The following is a 17,230-nucleotide window of genomic DNA, read 5'->3' on the forward strand; positions in this document are numbered from 1 at the left end:
AAGTTGTGTCTACCCAGGCCACAGATAAACGCAGTAATAACTGTCCATCATTCATGCCCGGGTTATGTATGACGTCAAATGCTACTTACTCCAGCGCCCAGGCGCCTGCATCTGATAATGTCGCCGCTCCTTGCCAGGCGAACAAACTTAGCTCCCGGTGGTCAGCATCAGGGTAAATTCGGCTACTCAGGCATGCCTGACCGTCATTAACAAACACTTCTACTGAAGAGCTGTCGATAAATAAACGTAAAGCCAGAGCCGCGCCTGCCACTAAGGGTACGCTTCTCGTGCCACATAATCCGTGCTGAGGGTAGCGGCGCTCCAGCACCAGACGCTGCATCTGGCTATCGACATAGACACGCAGGCCTTCCCCGAGGCTCAGACCAAATTGTTCCGCATCACAATTCGCGCAATCCCAGTGAAGTACAACTTCCATGGCCTCCCCTTTCTTCGCCATCAGAACCGCCTGGTTTCTCAGGGTACTCACCGGCCAGGGGAACCAGGACTGACGCAAAGCTTCCACCTCTTTCGCTGGCCGCATCTGCAGGCGATTATGCTCATTAAGGCTCAGTTCACGGGGTAGAGATAACATCCCCGCCCAGCCATCCTGTTGCTCCGGCAGCGGCGATTCCCACATATCCAGCCAGCCAATGACGATACGCCGGCCATCTGGCGTCAGAAAACTCTGCGGGGCATAGAAATCGTGCCCGTGATCCATTTCGACAAATTCTTCCGTGCGGACAAACGGCTGGCCGGGCTGCCAGTCACCGACCAGATAGCCGCTCTGGAACAGGTTGCAGTTCTCAAAACCCTTCGCGGCCAGCCCCTGTGGAGAGAACATCAGGACGCGTTTACCCTCGAGGAGAAAGAAGTCAGGACACTCCCACATAAAGCCCATATCGCTTTTCGCCTGGTCCAGAATGCCCTCTTCCTGCCACTCACGCAGATCGGCCGATCGGTATAGCCGTACTTGCCCGGTGTCGCCAACGCGTGCACCAACGACCATGTACCAGCTATCCCCTTCGCGCCAGACCTTAGGATCGCGAAAGTGATGCAGGCCGGCAGGCGTATCCACGATAATCCCCTCCCGCCTAAAGTGAACACCATCGCGGCTGGTTGCCAGGCACTGTACCTGATAAAGATTCTCGTCGTTTCTGGCGTCGCCGTGAAATTTATGCCCGGTGTAAATGAGCGCCAGGGTATCGCCATCAACCACCGCCGAGCCAGAAAAACAGCCGTCTTTGTCTTCCGTTCCTTCCGGGGCCAGAGCAACGGGTAAGTGCTCCCAGTGAAGCAAATCTTTGCTCCGCGCATGTCCCCAGTGCATCGGTCCCCACTGGGTGGAATAGGGATGATGCTGGTAAAAAGCGTGATACCAACCCTCAAACCAGATCAGGCCATTAGGATCGTTCATCCAGCCCGCTCTTGCGGCCAGGTGATAGCGCGGGTACCAGCGCAGGTTTAACCTCGCGTGTTTAGCCTGAAGTTCCTGTTCAGCGTCAGCAATTGAGTAGGTCATAGTCTTCACTTATTTTATTCAGCCAGGAGAAAGTTACGGCCCTGCGGATCCCCGGAGGGTTTACTGGATCGCAACAAGAAGATGGAAATAAAGGTGATACCGAATACCATCAGCCCCATAAACAGATAGGACTGAGCAAATCCATATTTTTCGTAGCTGTAGCCTGCCAGGGGCGATAACAGGGTAGCGACCACTGAGCTCGTACAGGCAAAGCCCACCAGATAGAGCGTGGCAGAGAGTCGTTTATCGAAGTTAAGGCTGTTGTATTTGAAAATAGCGATTAACAGAATTGGGAGTTCAACGGCATGTAGCAGCTTAGTGATGGAAATAAGCAGCGGACCTTCCACTAACCCGGAAGCGATCATACGCATTGCCATCACCATTCCAGCGAAAATCAGGCCATTTTTGGCCCCGACACGATTAACCAGCCATGGCGCACAGAACATGCCAGCAGCCTCCAGGAGCACCTGAAACGAATTCAGATAGCCGTACATGGCGTTACCTTCCTGCTGCGTGGGGAACTGTGAGGTAAAATAGGCCGGAAACTGCTGATCGTAGACGCTGTAAATACAGGTCCCGACCACGAAGAATATCAGGGCCCTGAAGCGCGGCAGGGTTAGCAGCCGTAAGGCATCTTTCAGCGTGACTTTCCCGCCTGACACCGCCTCCTGCATCGCGTGTGATGCCGAAGAGACGCGTAAGCGTATCAAAAGCATAAAGAAGATCAGGCCTGAACAGCTGGCGACTGCGAAGTTTACTTTCGGGTTGATATTGAACAATAGCCCGGCGAAAAACGTTGCCACGGCCCAGCCCAGCGATCCCCACATTCTTGCTTTTCCGAATTCAAACTGGCTCTGACGCGCGACACGTTCGGTGTAGGATTCCAGTACACCAACACCGCCATTGAATGTCAGACCGATATAGACACCACCAAAGAGACTTCCGAGAAAGACGTTCAGTTTCAACAGGAAGCCAAAAAGCAGATAGGCTGGGCCGGATAAGATCAACAGTGCCGTGATAAACCAGAGTAAATTTTTACGCAGACCAAGCTTGTCCTGAATAAAACCATAAAAAACTTGCACGCACAGCGTGGACAGCGAGATCACTGAAAAAAGGATCCCGATCTCCCCTGCTTTCAAACCGACTTCCTGATGCAGCCAGATAGAGAGCAGCGAACCTGTAGCAGACCAGGCCACAAAGAAAAAGAATAACAGCGCGCTGAGTATCAGATAACTGTGAGAGTGGCGGGTTTTCATCATGGCAATCTCATACTAAAGGGATGCGTAAATGATAACGTTAACATGAAATAAAATGCATGCTGTTTTACTGTAATTTTGGATACCACTCACAAAAGTTAACGTTAACAATGGCACTATGAGATTATAATCATCCTTCCTTACGCAGAGCAAACCTCACGCTCAGGCCAGGATTACGTATGATCCTTTTACAACCCAGGTAAGTTTTATAGCCTGTTGCGTCGTGACAAATTTGGAGCAAAAAGAATGGCATCGCTGAAAGATGTGGCAAAACTGGCAAACGTATCGCTGATGACAGTTTCCAGGGCATTAAACTCTCCCGAACGCCTGAAGCCTGAGACCCTGTCTCGCGTACAGTCCGCTATCGACGCGACGCAATACGTGCCCGATTTATCGGCAAAAAAAATACGTGGCGCTCACGCCATTCCAAATACCATCGGCGTGTTGGCTCTTGACACTGTCACCACCCCTTTTTCCGTGGAAATCACCCTTTCCATCGAAGAAACGGCTCGTGCCCATGGCTGGAACAGCTTTGTGGTTAACATGTTTTCTGATGACAGCCCGGAAAATATCGTCGATCTGCTGCTCTCACATCGGCCGGATGGCATTATCTATACAACAATGGGATTGCGACAGGTGCCATTACCCGAGAAGCTGTTAGGCCTCCCCTGCGCGCTGGCCAACTGCGAAAGCCTGCATCAGCCGGTCGCGAGCTATATTCCAGATGATGAAAAAGGGCAATATTCTGTGGTGCAGGCACTCCTGTCCGCAGGCTATCGTCGTCCCCTCTGTTTACACTTGCCCGTAAACCATCTTGCTACCGCCAGACGGCGTAAAGGTCTGGAAAAGGCCTGCAGGGAAGCCGGTATCGATCCTGATAAGCTTGACCACTGTTACATGGAGTATGGCGATGAACACTACCGTGATATTCCCGACATGCTTATGGCGCATATCCACCACGGCAGAGCTCATTTCGATTCCGTGGTGTGTGGGAACGATCGTATTGCGTTTATGGTCTATCAGACACTGCTGTCGCAGAGGTTGAGGATCCCGCAGGATGTCGCGGTAGTAGGCTACGATAATATGGTGGGTATTGGCCATCTCTTCCTGCCCCCGCTCTCAACGGTGCAGCTGCCCCATTACGAGATTGGACGCCTTAGCGCGCTGCATATCATCAACGGTGAGACGCATCGGAAAACGGTAGAAGTTGAAAGCCCATTGCTATTTCGGGAATCGGTGTAGCAGTATGTCGTTTACTGTCACGCTGCTATACCGATAGCCTGACCGCATCTCACTTATGCGGCGTACGAATGCTGCGCCAGAGTGCACAGTTCATTCCAGTAGCAAAACCTGACGGTCAGCTGGTAGCGGCTATTTTTCATAGATCTCCCGCGTACGGTAGTAGCTCATTTCAAAACCATACAGCTGACTGACGGGCAGTAATGACTCGGCGATCCGGGACGCATCTATACCTTCATCAGAACGCGCCGCTGAAAACACCCGACTCAGGATAGTGGAAAACGAACGCCTGACGGTCAGTAAAAATCGCTTCATGGTTCTGCTCCTGCTGTAACAAGTAACATGCTGTGCGGTAGAGCTGATTTAACCTCAACGGGCAGAATAGGGGAAATATCTTATTGTTCGGAGAATAGCCAGAAATTGGCTTTGGGCATTCTCCTGAAAAGGGCCTGCCCCTGGCAATCTTGCCGCCATCTTATGCCATACTGAGATCTTTCAGGCAGAGCCATGTCTGCTCTTTGCCTATTTCCCGATAATGAGATTTTCCATGAGTAACTTCCTCACCCCCGCCGCCGCTTACCTGAACCGACGTAACGAGCTCCTGGCCGAACGCTCGGTGGTAGACTCTCCGGTGGTGATACAAACGGTTAATAAGGCCCTGATGGCCAGCGAAATCGCTATGGCGACTTTCCATGACCTGGAAACGCTGCGCTCCCTCCAGCTGCGTAAAGCCAGGCCGATTGAGCAACACAGCCTGCGCATCCAGCAGGAGTTGCAGCACTTTGAATTGGCCAGCAACGAGCTGGTATTGACCGATACCGCCGATGAGGCTGCTTACCTTTGCTACCAGAGCGCCTTTTTTCAGCTGAACGGCACCTTCCCCTGGCAGTATGCCAGCCTGCAAAGGGTACAAAATGAACTGTTTGCAACGACATTCACCCTGTGGCAGGAAACGCTGGAGGAGCTGTTCACCTCAAAGCATCGCCGCCTGCTGTTCGTCCGGGTTGAGAAAATTCTGGCTTTTTCCATCAGTAAAATCCCCGTGCTGGGCGAAGCAATGGATGTCTATCGGCAGCTGGTGACCGCCATGCAGACCAGCCACCAGCGTGCGCAGGAGACAGACGACTATTTCCGATCGCTGGAGAGCTACAGCGATGCCGCTACGCTGTGCAGCCGCAGCATCCTGATTTTCTGTTTTACCACCGAAGCGGTACTGCGCGGTCGCCCCCTGCCGGATGAAGCCCAGCTAAATAAGAGAATTAAAACCCACCACCAGAGCGTGATTGAAGGGACCCACCCCTACTTTTAATCGCCAGTAGTGATAGTATTACCCACCCTGTCACCCCATTACGCCCTGCAAAAACTGGACTGACCCATCTTTTATGCCCGCAACTGAGAAAAGAAAAAATGACCCGCAGGGGTTAAAGCTGCGCATCCTGGCCGGTGCGCTCACCACCTTTGCGGAATTTGGCCTGCAGGGCGCGCGCATGGAACAGATAGCCACCCTTGCCCAGACCACCAAACGAATGGTGGTGTACCATTTCGCCACAAAAGAAAACCTGTACATACAGGTGCTGGAATCGGTGTATCAGCAGATCCGCAGCCATGAAACCGGCCTGAAACTGGCTGATTTACCCCCTGAAAAAGCGATGGCGAGGCTGGCCGAGGCGAGTTTTGACTATCACATTTCCCATGCGGATTTTATGCGGCTGGTCTGTAGCGAGAACCTGATGCGCGGGCGTTATATCAGTCAGTCCACGCGCCTTAAAACACTGAACCAGAGCGCGCTTGAGGTGCTTGATGCCATTCTCCTGCGGGGTAAAGCCGCAGGCGTCTTTGATACCGAGGCCTGCGCCGTTGATGTTCATCGCCTGATCAGCAGCATCTGCACCCACAACGTGTCTAACCGTTACACTTTTCACGCGCTCTTTGGCGGCAGTGAAAACGAAGAGCAAAGCATTGCGCGCAATCGCCAGCTGGTAGTAGATGCCACGCTTCGCTATCTGCGCCCACGAGGATAAATCTGTACAATAAATTCAACCCTGTACAGTTTTTACCTGTCCGTGGCTGTATTTTAGGGGGCGGATCGGCTACGCTTAAGAGGAGTGAATATAAATTCAACCCCTGCGCCTTTGTGCTTAATCCCCCTGATATTGTCCAGATCAAAGGAGCTGTCAATGACATGCGAAAACCCTGGTTACCCACTCCGTAAGCCTCATTTGAGCGAAAACGATTCCCGGCTGTGGAACTGGGCACAAAATGGCCCTATTGCTGATAAACGTGCCGTGCAATCACCCCAGAATGAGGCTGAGCTGCAAACGCTGGTGGCGGCGAGCGAAGGAAAGATTCGCGTTACGGGCAGCAAAATGTCTCCCAGTCGGATGCTAAAGGTGGCCGGGCAACAGGATACGCTGGTTGACCTGAGCAACCTGAGCGGTCTGATTGCGATTACCGACGATAGCGCCACCTTTGCGGGCGGTACGCCGTTACATGAAGTGTATGAAATGCTGACCGGTATAGGCCGCATGCTTCCCTCCTCGCCGGGCGTGATTGCTTCCCAGACGCTGGCGGGTGCCCTGGCAACGGGTACCCACGGGCAGGGTTTGCAGCAGAGCTCCATCGCCGATGAGGCGCTAAGCATCCGCATGGTGCTGGCCGATGGCAGCATTGCCGAGTATACCCGCGACCACCGTTGGTTCCCGGCGGTCCAGCTTGGACTGGGCGCATTGGGTGTGGTCACCCAGGTCACGCTGCGTACTCAGCCCCTGACCATCTACACCTGTTTCAAAAACGCCGTCAGCGCCGACAGCCTGGAGCAGGATTTGCTGGACTGGAATCATGACTATGCGCTCAGCAAAGCCTGGTGGTTCCCCAATGAAAACCAGGTCCACGTCTGGACGGCCCGCGAGGCCAGCGACGTTGAGATCCGCCAGTATCGTGATAACAACGAAGAGTTAGTAACCCAGGAAGAAACCAGCGATGCGATGAATGAAACTATCGATCAGACGCTGGAGCATATGCGTAGCGACACGAAAATCGTTGACGAGAACGGCAAGCCATTTCGTACCGTCACGCGTTTCAAGGATTTTTCCGACGTTACCGGAGACGTTTATCAGGTCTTTTGCCGGGGCATTGCCACCCCGCAGATTAACGTTGAAATCGGCATTCCACTGGCGCGAGCGCCTGCGGTCATTGCTAAGATTAAGGCCTGGCATACTGAAACCCAGCCGCATATGCACTATCCGATTATTTTACGCTGTACCGGCCCGTCATCCTCATGGCTCAGCCCGTCAGCACCAGAAGCGACCTGCTTCTTTGGCTTTGTGGTTTACTATGCCGAGGACGGTTCCCTCTCTGAAGAGGGCGTGAATTTTCTGCAGGCGGTGGAGAAGCTGCTGGCCGCAGAGGGGGGCAAACCGCACTGGGGAAAATATTTCGACGCGTCGCTCTATGACTGGCCAGCCCTCTACCCCGAGTGGCCTGCCTTCCTGGAGGCGCGGGAAGCGCTGGATCCGCAGCATAAATTTGAAAACCACTTTACCGCAGCTTTATTTGACTGATTATAAAGGAGAAGGCCAATGAAGGCATGGGCAACCCTGTTAACACAGCCGGGCTACGCCGTCGGCGTCAGGGCGCTATCAACGTCTTTGAAAAAGGCCGGCAGTATCTACCCGCTGGTGGTGATGGTGACCGAGAATATCGACGTCGCGACCCGGCAGTCACTTGAGGACCTGGGCTGCCGGGTGCAGGAAGTGCAGGCGCTCAGCCCGGACAGCAGCCTGAAGCACAACTATGCCAATGCGCGCTTTTCAGAAGTGTGGACCAAGCTGGCTGCCTGGAAACTGACCGACTACGATCGCATTGTTTTTCTGGATGCCGATATGCTGGTGACCCAGAATATGGATGAGCTGTTCTCGCTAACGCTGGAAGAAGAAGGGATTGCGGCCTGTCACGCCTGTCGCTGCAACCCCAATAAGATTGCCAGCTATCCAAAAAGCTGGCGGCCTGAAAACTGCTTTTACAGCTACTGTCGGGGCCTGGAGCATACGGAAGAACCGGCAGAAGTCGACAATTACCTGAACGGCGGATTTCTGGTGCTCACACCCAGCCAGGCGGTATTTGATGATATGGTACACCGTTTGTCCAAACTGGATGATTTATCCCGCTATCTCTTTGCCGAGCAGGACTTCCTCAACGATTACTACCATCAGCGCTGGAAGCCGCTTCCCTATATCTATAACGCGTTAAAGACGCTGCCTTTCCAGCATGCGGCAATGTGGGATCTCGCCGAGGTTAAAAATATCCACTTTATTCTCGATAAGCCCTGGGAAAAAGCGCCGGATAAAAACGACCGGTATTCTGCGTTGAATGCCCTGTGGTGGGAAATTTCTGCCAGTTGACGACAGATAAATAGAGGTTGATGAGGTGGAGAAGTTAGCGCTCCACCTCTCAGGACATAAAAAGCGCCCGCTCGCGCTCCCGGCGCGGTAGCAAAATATCTTTCGCACTGCCGGCACGCTTCCACATCAGGAAAGCATCGGCTGCGCCCTTATAATCCCCGACGTTCAGCCTTTTTCGCAGGGTTGAATCACGAAAAGCACCAATGCCAATATTAAATATCAGACTGCACAGGGCATCGTATTGATTTTGATTCATCGCCGCGCTGACATCTTTATTAATCGCCCTTTCAACCGTGCGCAGATCCATCAGTAAGAGTTCAGTCGATTTTTTGGCATCAATTCTCATCTCTTTATGCACGGGGAGACCGTCAACACTCCCGGTGTGGCCTACGCCTATCGTCCAGATGCCCACCACATCACGATAACTTACCAGCCGCTCGCCCTCTTCCTGTTTAATAAACCTGATACCTCTATCGCTTATTTTCATCGTCGTCGGCTCCAAATCGTTTATATAAGATGCCCGTAATGACATTGCGAATTCTTTCCACCCCTGAGAAACCAATAATTCCTCCCACCAGCGTGGCCGCACTGTCTGGTAGCCCCAGATGCTCCAGTGAGCTACAGACGGCCAGGGTAAATACGCCACAAATGCAGGTGCTGGAAATTATTTTCCACCATGATTTGCCATCATAAATTCCCATAAAAAAAGCAATCAGCATTCCCGACAGGGCAGAGAAAAAGGTGGGCAAATATTCGACTATCCACTTTGCGCACTCTTCCAGAATAAAATTTATCGTGGAATTCATCGCGGCCTCTGAACAGTCATACCGTTCTGGCCCGGTCAAAGGGCCAGAACGCGGAGTGATTACCGAAAAAACCTATTTAATTTCCCGCCACAGCGTCGGTGCCAGACCGGGTGCCCACTCCGGCGAATAGGCAATATGCGTTTGCAGGCAGGTCCAGTTACGCCCACCATGGGAAACGTTATCACCGGCATTGAAACGCCCACCCAGAATCCAGGCAGGATAAACGTTGCCCCCGCCTGTATCTTCATCAGCCAGCGTGGTGACGGCGAGGACATTACTGGGGACGGAGAGCTGGCCTTTGACGTCGAGTGCCGCCACAAAGTAGCGCAGCGAGGTTTCAGGCCGCAGACCGGCGTCGCTGTAGCTTTGCTGGGACAGGGGAACCCGTGCAATCTCATGGCCATCGCGATAAACGATATACTCCAGCAGCGCGTTGACGCTGGTGGAAGCGGTCCACATCAGATCTACCCGCGTTGACGTGACTGCCATGCTGTGCAGATGCGCCGGCGCAGTTGGCGGCGTATCCGGGAAGACGGTTCCACTGGTATCAACCGAAAGCGACTGGCTCTGGGCAGATTCCACCCCGGCCTGATTCACCGAAGAGACGGCATAGCGATAACGACTGTTCTGCTGGAGTTCGGTGTCCTTAAAGGTTAGCTGCGGACCGTTGTAAATCAGCTCGCCATCGCGATAGAGCCGATACGCTGCGGCTGCCGTTGATGAGGCATTCCAGCTGAGGGTCACGCTGTCAGAGGTTATGTTATTCGCACGCAGCCCCGCAGGTGCCGCAGGGACTTCCTCACCGGGCTGACTATCGCCGGTGAAATCCAGATCGATAACATGATAAAAAGCGTTACCGGTATTCGCCACTTCCCACACCGCCAATAGCACATGATAGCCCTGCCGCTGGGGAAGCATCACATCGTGAACCGTTGGCTCCGGCGGCGTAAGCGCTGCCCCGTGGCTCCAGTACGGTTGTTCGGTTAATTCAACCTTAAAGAAGGGCTGGCTTTCAAACTGCACGCGACTGAGCGGTAGAGACGGGTCCCATCCCTCACGGGTGATAAAATAGTTCCAGCGTCGGGTGGTATGCACGGCGCTGTAAGCCCAGGATATTGTCAATAATTCAGAAGAGAGGACTGCGTGTTTTTTCCAGTGGCTGCCCGGCGCATCGAGGAATTCAGCATTACCCTGATTGGCGCTGGCAATTTTACCGTCTTTGGGCGGGGTAGCGTTGGCTGAATCGGTTGATGCAACAACATCAGTCAGGCCCGACTGAACGGCAGGGAAAAATTTTCCCGCTTCGCGCTGATTCAGCTGACCGTTATCGATCAACCCTTCCTCCCACGCGAACCAGGCACGGGATGCCGGTGAAAATACGTGGCCATGACGCGTATTGCCGTGCGATTTTGCGGTACTGATGATCGGTGTATTCGTATTAGACATAATTTTACCTTTCAGTTGAAATACGGCTCAGATCAGGTTCCAGAGCGAGTGGGCAAGATTCGGCTGCCAGAAACTATTGGATTCATGCGGCATCACACAGAGGTAGTGCTGATGGTTCCAACTGACCCGGTCGTTATCCTGGTAGCGGATGCCTGCCTGCCACTGCGGCCAGTCTGGATCGGGCGTAGGATCGGGTGTTGGATCGGGCGTAGGGTCGGGTGTGGGATCGGGTGTGGGATCGGGTGTGGGATCGGGTGTTGGGTCGGGATTGGGTGCAGGATCCGGTAGCGGGCCGGACAGATAGCCATAGCGCTTAATAAATTCACCACCGTAAGCCACGCCGGAACTTGAGTAGCCTTCATCCCAGTTGACCGACCAGGTCATTAAGCCCGCAATCGACAGACCGGCTAAATCAAGACGGCTGAGGGCGCGTGTAAGGTCACCCGCATCAGCAACATAGCCGGTTGCCGCAGCATCATTATTCGCGGGCAGTCCAATAATAAATTTTTCCGGCGGGATCCTGATAAAATCTCCCTTACCGGTGACGAGGCTTTCCGTCAGATAATAGAGAAAATCCTCTTTTACACTGTCATTATCCTGCGCCAGATAGCCTAAACCGTTGACGGTCAGACCATCGGCTCCCTGGTTGTAAAACTGCGGTGCCACATAATCGTAATATCCTTCAAGCTGGTTGATATAAGGCACATAACTTCCGTTTCTGCGCAGGTAGGGGAATTCCGGTGCCATACTGATAATGAAATTCTTTCCCTGCCGACGAAAATAATCTTTTACCTGCTTAAGTGCCGCCGGGATAACGATCTGATTATCCGCTCCAACGATCGCCGTCTGCTCAAGGTCAATATCAAGCCCATCAAAGCCATACTGATTCGTCAGCGAGATAATACGGTCGATCAGGGCGCTTTCATCCGCCTTTCGCAGTGCGATATGCGCATCGGCTCCGCCTAACGAAATAAGGACTTTACGCCCCTGGGCATGCACAAGTTCAACCTGCTGGCGGAATTCCTCCGCGCTCCCTCTATAAGGTTTAAAGTCAGGAATATTATCGCTTCCCGGCAACACCTTCATAAAGGCGACGGCAATTACGTTGTACTGAAGTGGCACCTGAGACAGCAGCATCTCACTGAAACGGCCACGCTGATAGCCGATGCCATCACCTGCCCCCCAGTTATGCCAGAAACCGATAATAACTTTATTTGCACTTTTAGATGCAGCAGGAGCGGTTGAATATGCCGACGCTCCAGTGGATTGATTCATAAAACCTCCAGGTCAGTAACAGAGTGAATAAAAAATATTTTTTACCTATTAACAACAGGAAATGTATTTAGCAGCAGAGTAAAATTTTGCACATCCACCTGGAAAAGTATTACTCGCGGGGAGGGGGATTTTCAACTGCAATAATTTCACATATCATAAACATTAAAATATTAATTCATTCTTATTTGGTGGCAGCCCAGTCAGCAGAGGCTCCTGAAGCCAAATGCTAAATAAAAAAATTTCGTACTGGCGGATAAAAAAACAAAAATAGTTTCCATCCTAAATAAAAAGATATTAAGCAATAAATTCTATCGGCTATGACGGATTTTTTATGCCAGGCCTGCTGACTGAGTGTTAATTATCAGCGAATGTATATCAGGATGAGGTGACTTTATTTAGCGTCAGTGCCCAAAAAATTTATGGCAAATAAAGATAAAAAAAACCACCGCGGCATACCTGCCCGGTGGCTGTGACGGCGCGCAACAGACGCTGCTGACGTGAGACCAGCGTTCAGTGGCTTATTTCGGGAAGTCCGTACCGACCGACATCTCTTTCCAGTCTTCTATTTCTTTCAGACGCGACTGAAGCTTCGTGGTCACCGCATCATGACCCCATGCGCCCATGACCAGATGGCGCGGCGGATTTTCCGCTTCGGTCAGGGCAATCATCGCCTGAGCAGCGCGGACCGGGTCGCCCGGCTGCTTGCCGCTGCCTTCAGAGGTGCCTTTCAAGCGCACGCCTGCCGTTTCGGCATAGTCAGCGAGGGTATTCGGCGTCTGGCGCAGCGAGCGACCCGCCCAGTCGGTACGGAATGGCCCCGGCTCCACGCAGGTGACGGCAATACCCAGCGGGCCTACTTCCGCCAGCAGGGCATCTGACCAGCCTTCAACAGCGTGTTTGCTGGCGGAGTAGTAGCCCGAACCGGGGAAGCCGATCTGTCCGGCGACGGAGGTAATGTTAATAATGTGGCCGCTTTTCGCCTTGCGCAGGACGGGCAGCACCGCGCGGGTCATCGCAAACAGGCCAAATACGTTGGCGTCAAACTGCGCGCGAATTTCATGTTCCTCGCCCTCTTCCACCGAGGACTGATAGCCATACCCGGCGTTATTAACCAGCACGTCGATAGTGCCGAACTTATCAACGGCAGCCTTAACTGCCTGCTCAATCCCGGCACTGTCGGTGACGTCCAGCGAGACGGCCAGCGCACGATCTTCCACACCGGAAACCAGATCGCTGACCTTCGCTTTATCGCGGGCGGTGACCACGACGTTGAAGCCTTTTTTCAGCACTTCTTTTGCCAGTTCGCGGCCGAAGCCGGTGGAACAACCGGTAATAAACCAGACGGGATGGGTGTTTGTGATCATGGGATATCCTCAATTAATATGATTGTGCGTAAATGGTACATCACGATTTACCCGGTATAACCTGATTGAGCAGCTGGCTGGCGGTATCTGCCAGCACCCTGCCCGCGCCGCGATCGCCTTTTACCATCGACGCCATAAAGGCCTTTGCCTGCTTCAGGGTGATATGCGGCGGCAGCGGTGCCACCTCCGGATCGGTTTTCACTTCCAGCACCACCGGACGGTCTGCGGCCAGCGCCTCCGCCCATGCCGCGCCTAGCTGCTCCGGATCGTCCACGAAAATCCCCTTAAGCCCCAGAGATTCAGCAAACTGAGCGTAATGCACGTCAGGAAGCTGCTGCGACGCGGCGAAACGCGGATTGCCCTCCATCACCCGCTGCTCCCAGGTGACCTGATTGAGATCCTGATTGTTGAATACGCAGACCACCAGCTGCGGCGTGGCCCACTGCTGCCAGTATTTCTGAATGGTGATAAGCTCGGCCATATTATTCATCTGCATCGCCCCGTCGCCCACCAGCGCTATCACCGGCTTTTCAGGCTCGGCAAACTTGGCCGCAATGGCGTAGGGTACCGCCGCCCCCATGCAGGCCAGTCCCCCGGACAGGCTGGCGCGCTGGCCCTGCTTCACGCGATAGTCCCGGGCGAACCAGTTCGCACAGGAGCCGGAGTCAGAGGTCACGATGGCGTTGTCCGGCAGCAGCGGCGACATCTCCCACACCACGCGCTGTGGATTCACCGGGCTGGCAGACGCCATGGCCCGCTCCTCCATCACCTTCCACCATGCCTGTACCTGTACGGCGATATCCTCCTGCCAGCTGCGATCCGTCTTTTGCTCAAGCAGCGGCAGCAGCGCGCGCAGCGTTTCGGCCGCGTCACCGTGCAGGTTCACCTCCGTCGGATAGCGCAGCCCGAGCATCGCCGGGTCGATATCAATCTGCACGCCGCGCGCCTGTCCCTCTTCGGGCAGGAATTCGGTCCAGGGGAAGCCGGAACCGATCATCAGCAGCGTATCGCAGGACTTCATCATCTCCGCCGAGGGTTGCGTGCCGAGCAGCCCCACCGCGCCGGTGACAAAAGGCGCATCGTCGGGTAACACGTCCTTGCCCAGCAGCGCCTTCGCCACGCCTGCGCCGAGCAGGTTTGCCGCCTGCACCACCTCGACCGCCGCCCCGCGTGCGCCTGCGCCAATCAGTATCGCCACGCGCTTACCGGCATTCAGCACCTCTGCGGCACGCTGTAGGTCTTCCGGGTAGGGAATGACGCGCGGGCGCTGATAGCCCACCGCCGAGTGGGTAAAGCCGTGGGCGTGGGCGGGTTCTTCCCAGGGTTCATCCTGCACGTCCTTAGGAATAATCAATACCGCTACGCCATTTTGCGCTTTCGCCAGGCGCACGCCGCGATCGACCAGATGACGCAGCTGTGAGGGCGTGGCGGTCTCCTGCACAAAACTGGCCACGTCGGAAAATACCCGATCGAGGTTCAGTTCCTGCTGATAGCTGGAGCCCCTTGCGGTGGTTTCAGCCTGTCCGGCGATGGCCAGCACCGGCGCATGATCCATTTTCGCATCGTACAAACCGGTCAGCAGATGCGTGGCGCCCGGTCCACCGGTCGAGAGGCAAACGCCCATTTCGCCAGTAAACTTGGCGTGGCCGACCGCCATAAAGGCCGCCATCTCCTCATGTCGCACCTGGATAAACTCTATCCCTTCACCGCGTTTTTCTGCCCTTTGCAGCGCGCCCAGCACGCCGTTGATGCCGTCGCCAGGATAGCCATAAATACGCGTCACGCCCCAGGCTTTGAGGCGCTCAACGAAGAAGTCACTGGTTTTTTTGCTCATTATTAGCCTCGTGTTTTTTTAGCACAGGCTGTTAATGATAGTAGAGTCACCCCGACGCGCTGCGATATCCGCTCCGGCGCGCAAAGGTTAGGGTCAGTATTCGACCTGGGTATGACGGGAAATAAGCGAGCGCAGCGGCACGCTGCTTTTAATAATCGGAGATTTGATCACAATGTAGCTGAAGTACTTATCAATACCGACTTTGGCATCCAGCAGCCCTTCTATCACTTCCTGGTAGTGCTCAATACTGCGGGTAATAAAGCGCAGCAGATAGTCATAGCCGCCGGTGATCAGGTGGCACTCCATCAGCTCATCTACCTCACTCAGCGCCGCTTCAAAGCGCATAAAGTCTTCGCGACGATGGCCGGCCAGCGTAACTTCGGTAAATACGGTGACCGAGTCGGTAATTTTGGTCAGATTGATATGCGCCTCATAGCCGGTAATAAAACCGGCCATTTCCAGGCGCTTTACGCGCTGCAGGCAGGGGCTGGGAGAAAGGCCGACGGCATCGGCGAGATTGACGTTGCTGATGCGGCCATCTTTCTGTAGCTGCACCAGAATATTGATGTCAATGCGGTCGAGTTTCATTAAACCGTTCATAGCACCCTCAATGTAGCAACATTGTTAACCGATACGATGGTATAGCATGCTTTCCGCCAGCCGCGCCAGCGTTTTACCGCGCGGCGCGGGCGTCGCCCCTTGCCTGTAATCCCTTATAAATCAACAAACAGAGAGGATTCAGCCCAGCCTGCCGGTGGCGCGGGCCAGCGCAATATCAACGATATGCAGCGCCTCTTCCAGCTGAGAATCACTGGTGACCAGCGGGGCCAGGAAGCGGATGGTATTGCGCTGCACGCCACATTTTATCAGCAGCAGTCCCTCCTCACAGGCGCAGTCGAGGATCTTCTGCGTCAGAGCCGCATCAGGCTGACCGCTTTCGACGTCAATAATCTCTATCGCCCGCATAAAGCCGATGCCTCGCACGTCACCAATGCAGGCATACTTTTCTGCCAGCTGATGCAGCCGGGCGTTAAGCTGTTCACCCAGCTGACTGGCCCGCGCCAGCAGGTCGCCCTGCTCCAGCAGATCCATTACCGCCAGCGAGGCCGCGCAGGCCAGCGCATTACCGCCATAGGTGCCGCCCAGTCCGCCGGGCAGCGGCGCGTCCATGATTTCCGCCCTGCCCACGACGCCGGATATCGGCAGGCCGCCGCCGAGGCTCTTGGCTACGGTTATCAGATCGGGCAGGATGCCGGTATGCTGGAAGCCGAACATTTTGCCGGTGCGGCCAAAACCGGTTTGCACCTCATCGCAAATCAGCAGTATGCCGTGACGCTGGGTAATTTCCCGCAGCGCCTGCATAAACGCCGGAGAGGCAGGCAGGAAACCGCCGTCGCCCTGTACCGGCTCGATAATGATCGCCGCCACGCGATCCGGACTGATTTGTACCGCAAACAGCGTATCCAGCGCCGCAAGGCAGGCCTGCTCGCTGATGTGATGGAAGGGATTAGGGAAAGGCACGCGGTAGATGTCGCCGGGAAAAGGCCCGAAATTTTGCTTATAGGGCTGGCTCATGCCGGTCAGGGTACAGCCCAGCAGCGTCCTGCCATGAAATGCGCCGTCAAAGGCGATAATGCCGGGGCGGTTACTCCATGCGCGGGCGATTTTCACCGCATTCTCGACCGCTTCTGCCCCGCTGGTAAACAGCACGCTTTTGAACGCCTCGCCATTACCGACGGCCTGATTCAGCCGCGTCGCCAGTTCGATATAGCCCGGATAGGCTGCGACCTGAAAGCAGGCGTGAGAGACCTGTTGCAGCTGATCGCTGACCGCCTGCACCACCGCCGGATGGTTATGTCCGACGTTTAACACGCCGATCCCGGCAACAAAATCCAGATAGCGGTTCCCCTCCACGTCCCACACTTCCGACCCTTTGCCCTTTGCTATCACCACCGGATGCGCCGTGACCACCCCGCGCGGAACCTGCTCCTGCCGTTTATCCAGCAGCAGGGCGTTATCAGAAAATGTCTGCTGCTCAGCCAGTAAATTGTGCATCTCTCTTCCTCATCGCATGTCGTTATGGGGTTAAGT

16 protein-coding genes are annotated in these 17,230 nt (G+C 54.5%); 5 read left to right on the forward strand and 11 right to left on the reverse strand.

Translation table 11 applies throughout. From position 1 onward, the window contains the following. Positions 1–85 precede the first annotated feature (85 nt). Together AAGR22_RS13410 and AAGR22_RS13415 are read right to left on the reverse strand one after the other, a co-directional pair. Positions 86–1,519, reverse strand: coding sequence for a glycoside hydrolase family 32 protein (locus AAGR22_RS13410; protein ID WP_345827984.1), 1,434 nt, complete (start codon positions 1,517–1,519; stop codon positions 86–88). Between the two features lie 14 nt (positions 1,520–1,533). Further along, on the reverse strand, positions 1,534–2,778 hold the full coding sequence (locus AAGR22_RS13415) for an MFS transporter (RefSeq protein ID WP_345827985.1): 1,245 nt from the start codon (positions 2,776–2,778) through the stop codon (positions 1,534–1,536). 243 nt (positions 2,779–3,021) lie between these two features. On the opposite strand from AAGR22_RS13415, the gene AAGR22_RS13420 reads away from it, so the two are divergent. Further along, positions 3,022–4,017: a LacI family DNA-binding transcriptional regulator gene (locus AAGR22_RS13420; protein WP_345827986.1), complete on the forward strand. Its 996-nt coding sequence runs from the start codon at positions 3,022–3,024 to the stop codon at positions 4,015–4,017. Positions 4,018–4,146: 129 nt separating this feature from the next. Here the strand turns inward: AAGR22_RS13420 and AAGR22_RS13425 are convergent, their stop codons facing one another. Beyond that, positions 4,147–4,329 carry a hypothetical protein gene (locus tag AAGR22_RS13425; protein WP_345827987.1) on the reverse strand — a complete coding sequence of 61 codons (183 nt, stop codon included), beginning with the start codon at positions 4,327–4,329 and terminating at the stop codon, positions 4,147–4,149. A 232-nt stretch (positions 4,330–4,561) separates the two neighbouring features. Here AAGR22_RS13425 and AAGR22_RS13430 point away from each other — a divergent pair, with 232 nt between their 5' ends. The 4 genes from AAGR22_RS13430 (at position 4,562) to AAGR22_RS13445 (ending at position 8,414) form a co-directional block, all read left to right on the forward strand. Then, a complete protein-coding gene (locus AAGR22_RS13430; protein WP_345827988.1) occupies positions 4,562–5,323 on the forward strand; it encodes a hypothetical protein in 762 nt (253 codons plus the stop codon). Positions 5,324–5,396: 73 nt separating this feature from the next. Continuing rightward, complete coding sequence (locus AAGR22_RS13435; protein ID WP_345827989.1) at positions 5,397–6,035, forward strand: TetR family transcriptional regulator; 639 nt, start codon at positions 5,397–5,399, stop codon at positions 6,033–6,035. A 156-nt stretch (positions 6,036–6,191) separates the two neighbouring features. Continuing rightward, positions 6,192–7,574: a D-arabinono-1,4-lactone oxidase gene (locus tag AAGR22_RS13440; RefSeq protein WP_345827990.1), complete on the forward strand. Its 1,383-nt coding sequence runs from the start codon at positions 6,192–6,194 to the stop codon at positions 7,572–7,574. 18 nt (positions 7,575–7,592) lie between these two features. After that, the gene (locus AAGR22_RS13445; protein WP_345827991.1) at positions 7,593–8,414 is read left to right on the forward strand and encodes a glycosyltransferase family 8 protein; all 822 of its coding nucleotides are present in this window, start codon (positions 7,593–7,595) and stop codon (positions 8,412–8,414) included. 49 nt (positions 8,415–8,463) lie between these two features. On the opposite strand, the gene AAGR22_RS13450 is transcribed toward AAGR22_RS13445, so the two are convergent. The 8 genes from AAGR22_RS13450 to gabT form a co-directional block, all read right to left on the reverse strand. After that, complete coding sequence (locus AAGR22_RS13450; protein ID WP_345827992.1) at positions 8,464–8,901, reverse strand: lysozyme; 438 nt, start codon at positions 8,899–8,901, stop codon at positions 8,464–8,466. After that, positions 8,885–9,220: a phage holin, lambda family gene (locus AAGR22_RS13455; RefSeq protein ID WP_345827993.1), complete on the reverse strand. Its 336-nt coding sequence runs from the start codon at positions 9,218–9,220 to the stop codon at positions 8,885–8,887. Before AAGR22_RS13455 ends, AAGR22_RS13450 begins: the two co-directional genes overlap by 17 nt. A 72-nt stretch (positions 9,221–9,292) precedes the next feature. Then, positions 9,293–10,666, reverse strand: coding sequence for a lytic polysaccharide monooxygenase (locus AAGR22_RS13460; RefSeq protein ID WP_345827994.1), 1,374 nt, complete (start codon positions 10,664–10,666; stop codon positions 9,293–9,295). Positions 10,667–10,693: 27 nt separating this feature from the next. Then, complete coding sequence (locus tag AAGR22_RS13465) at positions 10,694–11,941, reverse strand: glycosyl hydrolase family 18 protein (protein ID WP_345827995.1); 1,248 nt, start codon at positions 11,939–11,941, stop codon at positions 10,694–10,696. Positions 11,942–12,459: 518 nt separating this feature from the next. Continuing rightward, complete coding sequence (locus AAGR22_RS13470) at positions 12,460–13,305, reverse strand: oxidoreductase (protein WP_345827996.1); 846 nt, start codon at positions 13,303–13,305, stop codon at positions 12,460–12,462. Positions 13,306–13,345: 40 nt separating this feature from the next. Then, positions 13,346–15,139, reverse strand: coding sequence for a thiamine pyrophosphate-requiring protein (locus AAGR22_RS13475; RefSeq protein ID WP_345827997.1), 1,794 nt, complete (start codon positions 15,137–15,139; stop codon positions 13,346–13,348). A 93-nt stretch (positions 15,140–15,232) separates the two neighbouring features. After that, complete coding sequence (locus AAGR22_RS13480) at positions 15,233–15,739, reverse strand: Lrp/AsnC family transcriptional regulator (RefSeq protein WP_067710057.1); 507 nt, start codon at positions 15,737–15,739, stop codon at positions 15,233–15,235. 138 nt (positions 15,740–15,877) lie between these two features. Further along, on the reverse strand, positions 15,878–17,194 hold the full coding sequence (gene gabT / locus AAGR22_RS13485; protein WP_067710059.1) for a 4-aminobutyrate--2-oxoglutarate transaminase: 1,317 nt from the start codon (positions 17,192–17,194) through the stop codon (positions 15,878–15,880). Positions 17,195–17,230: the final 36 nt, after the last annotated feature.

The sequence above is a fragment of the Erwinia sp. HDF1-3R genome (assembly GCF_039621855.1).
Classification (GTDB): Bacteria; Pseudomonadota; Gammaproteobacteria; order Enterobacterales; family Enterobacteriaceae; genus Erwinia.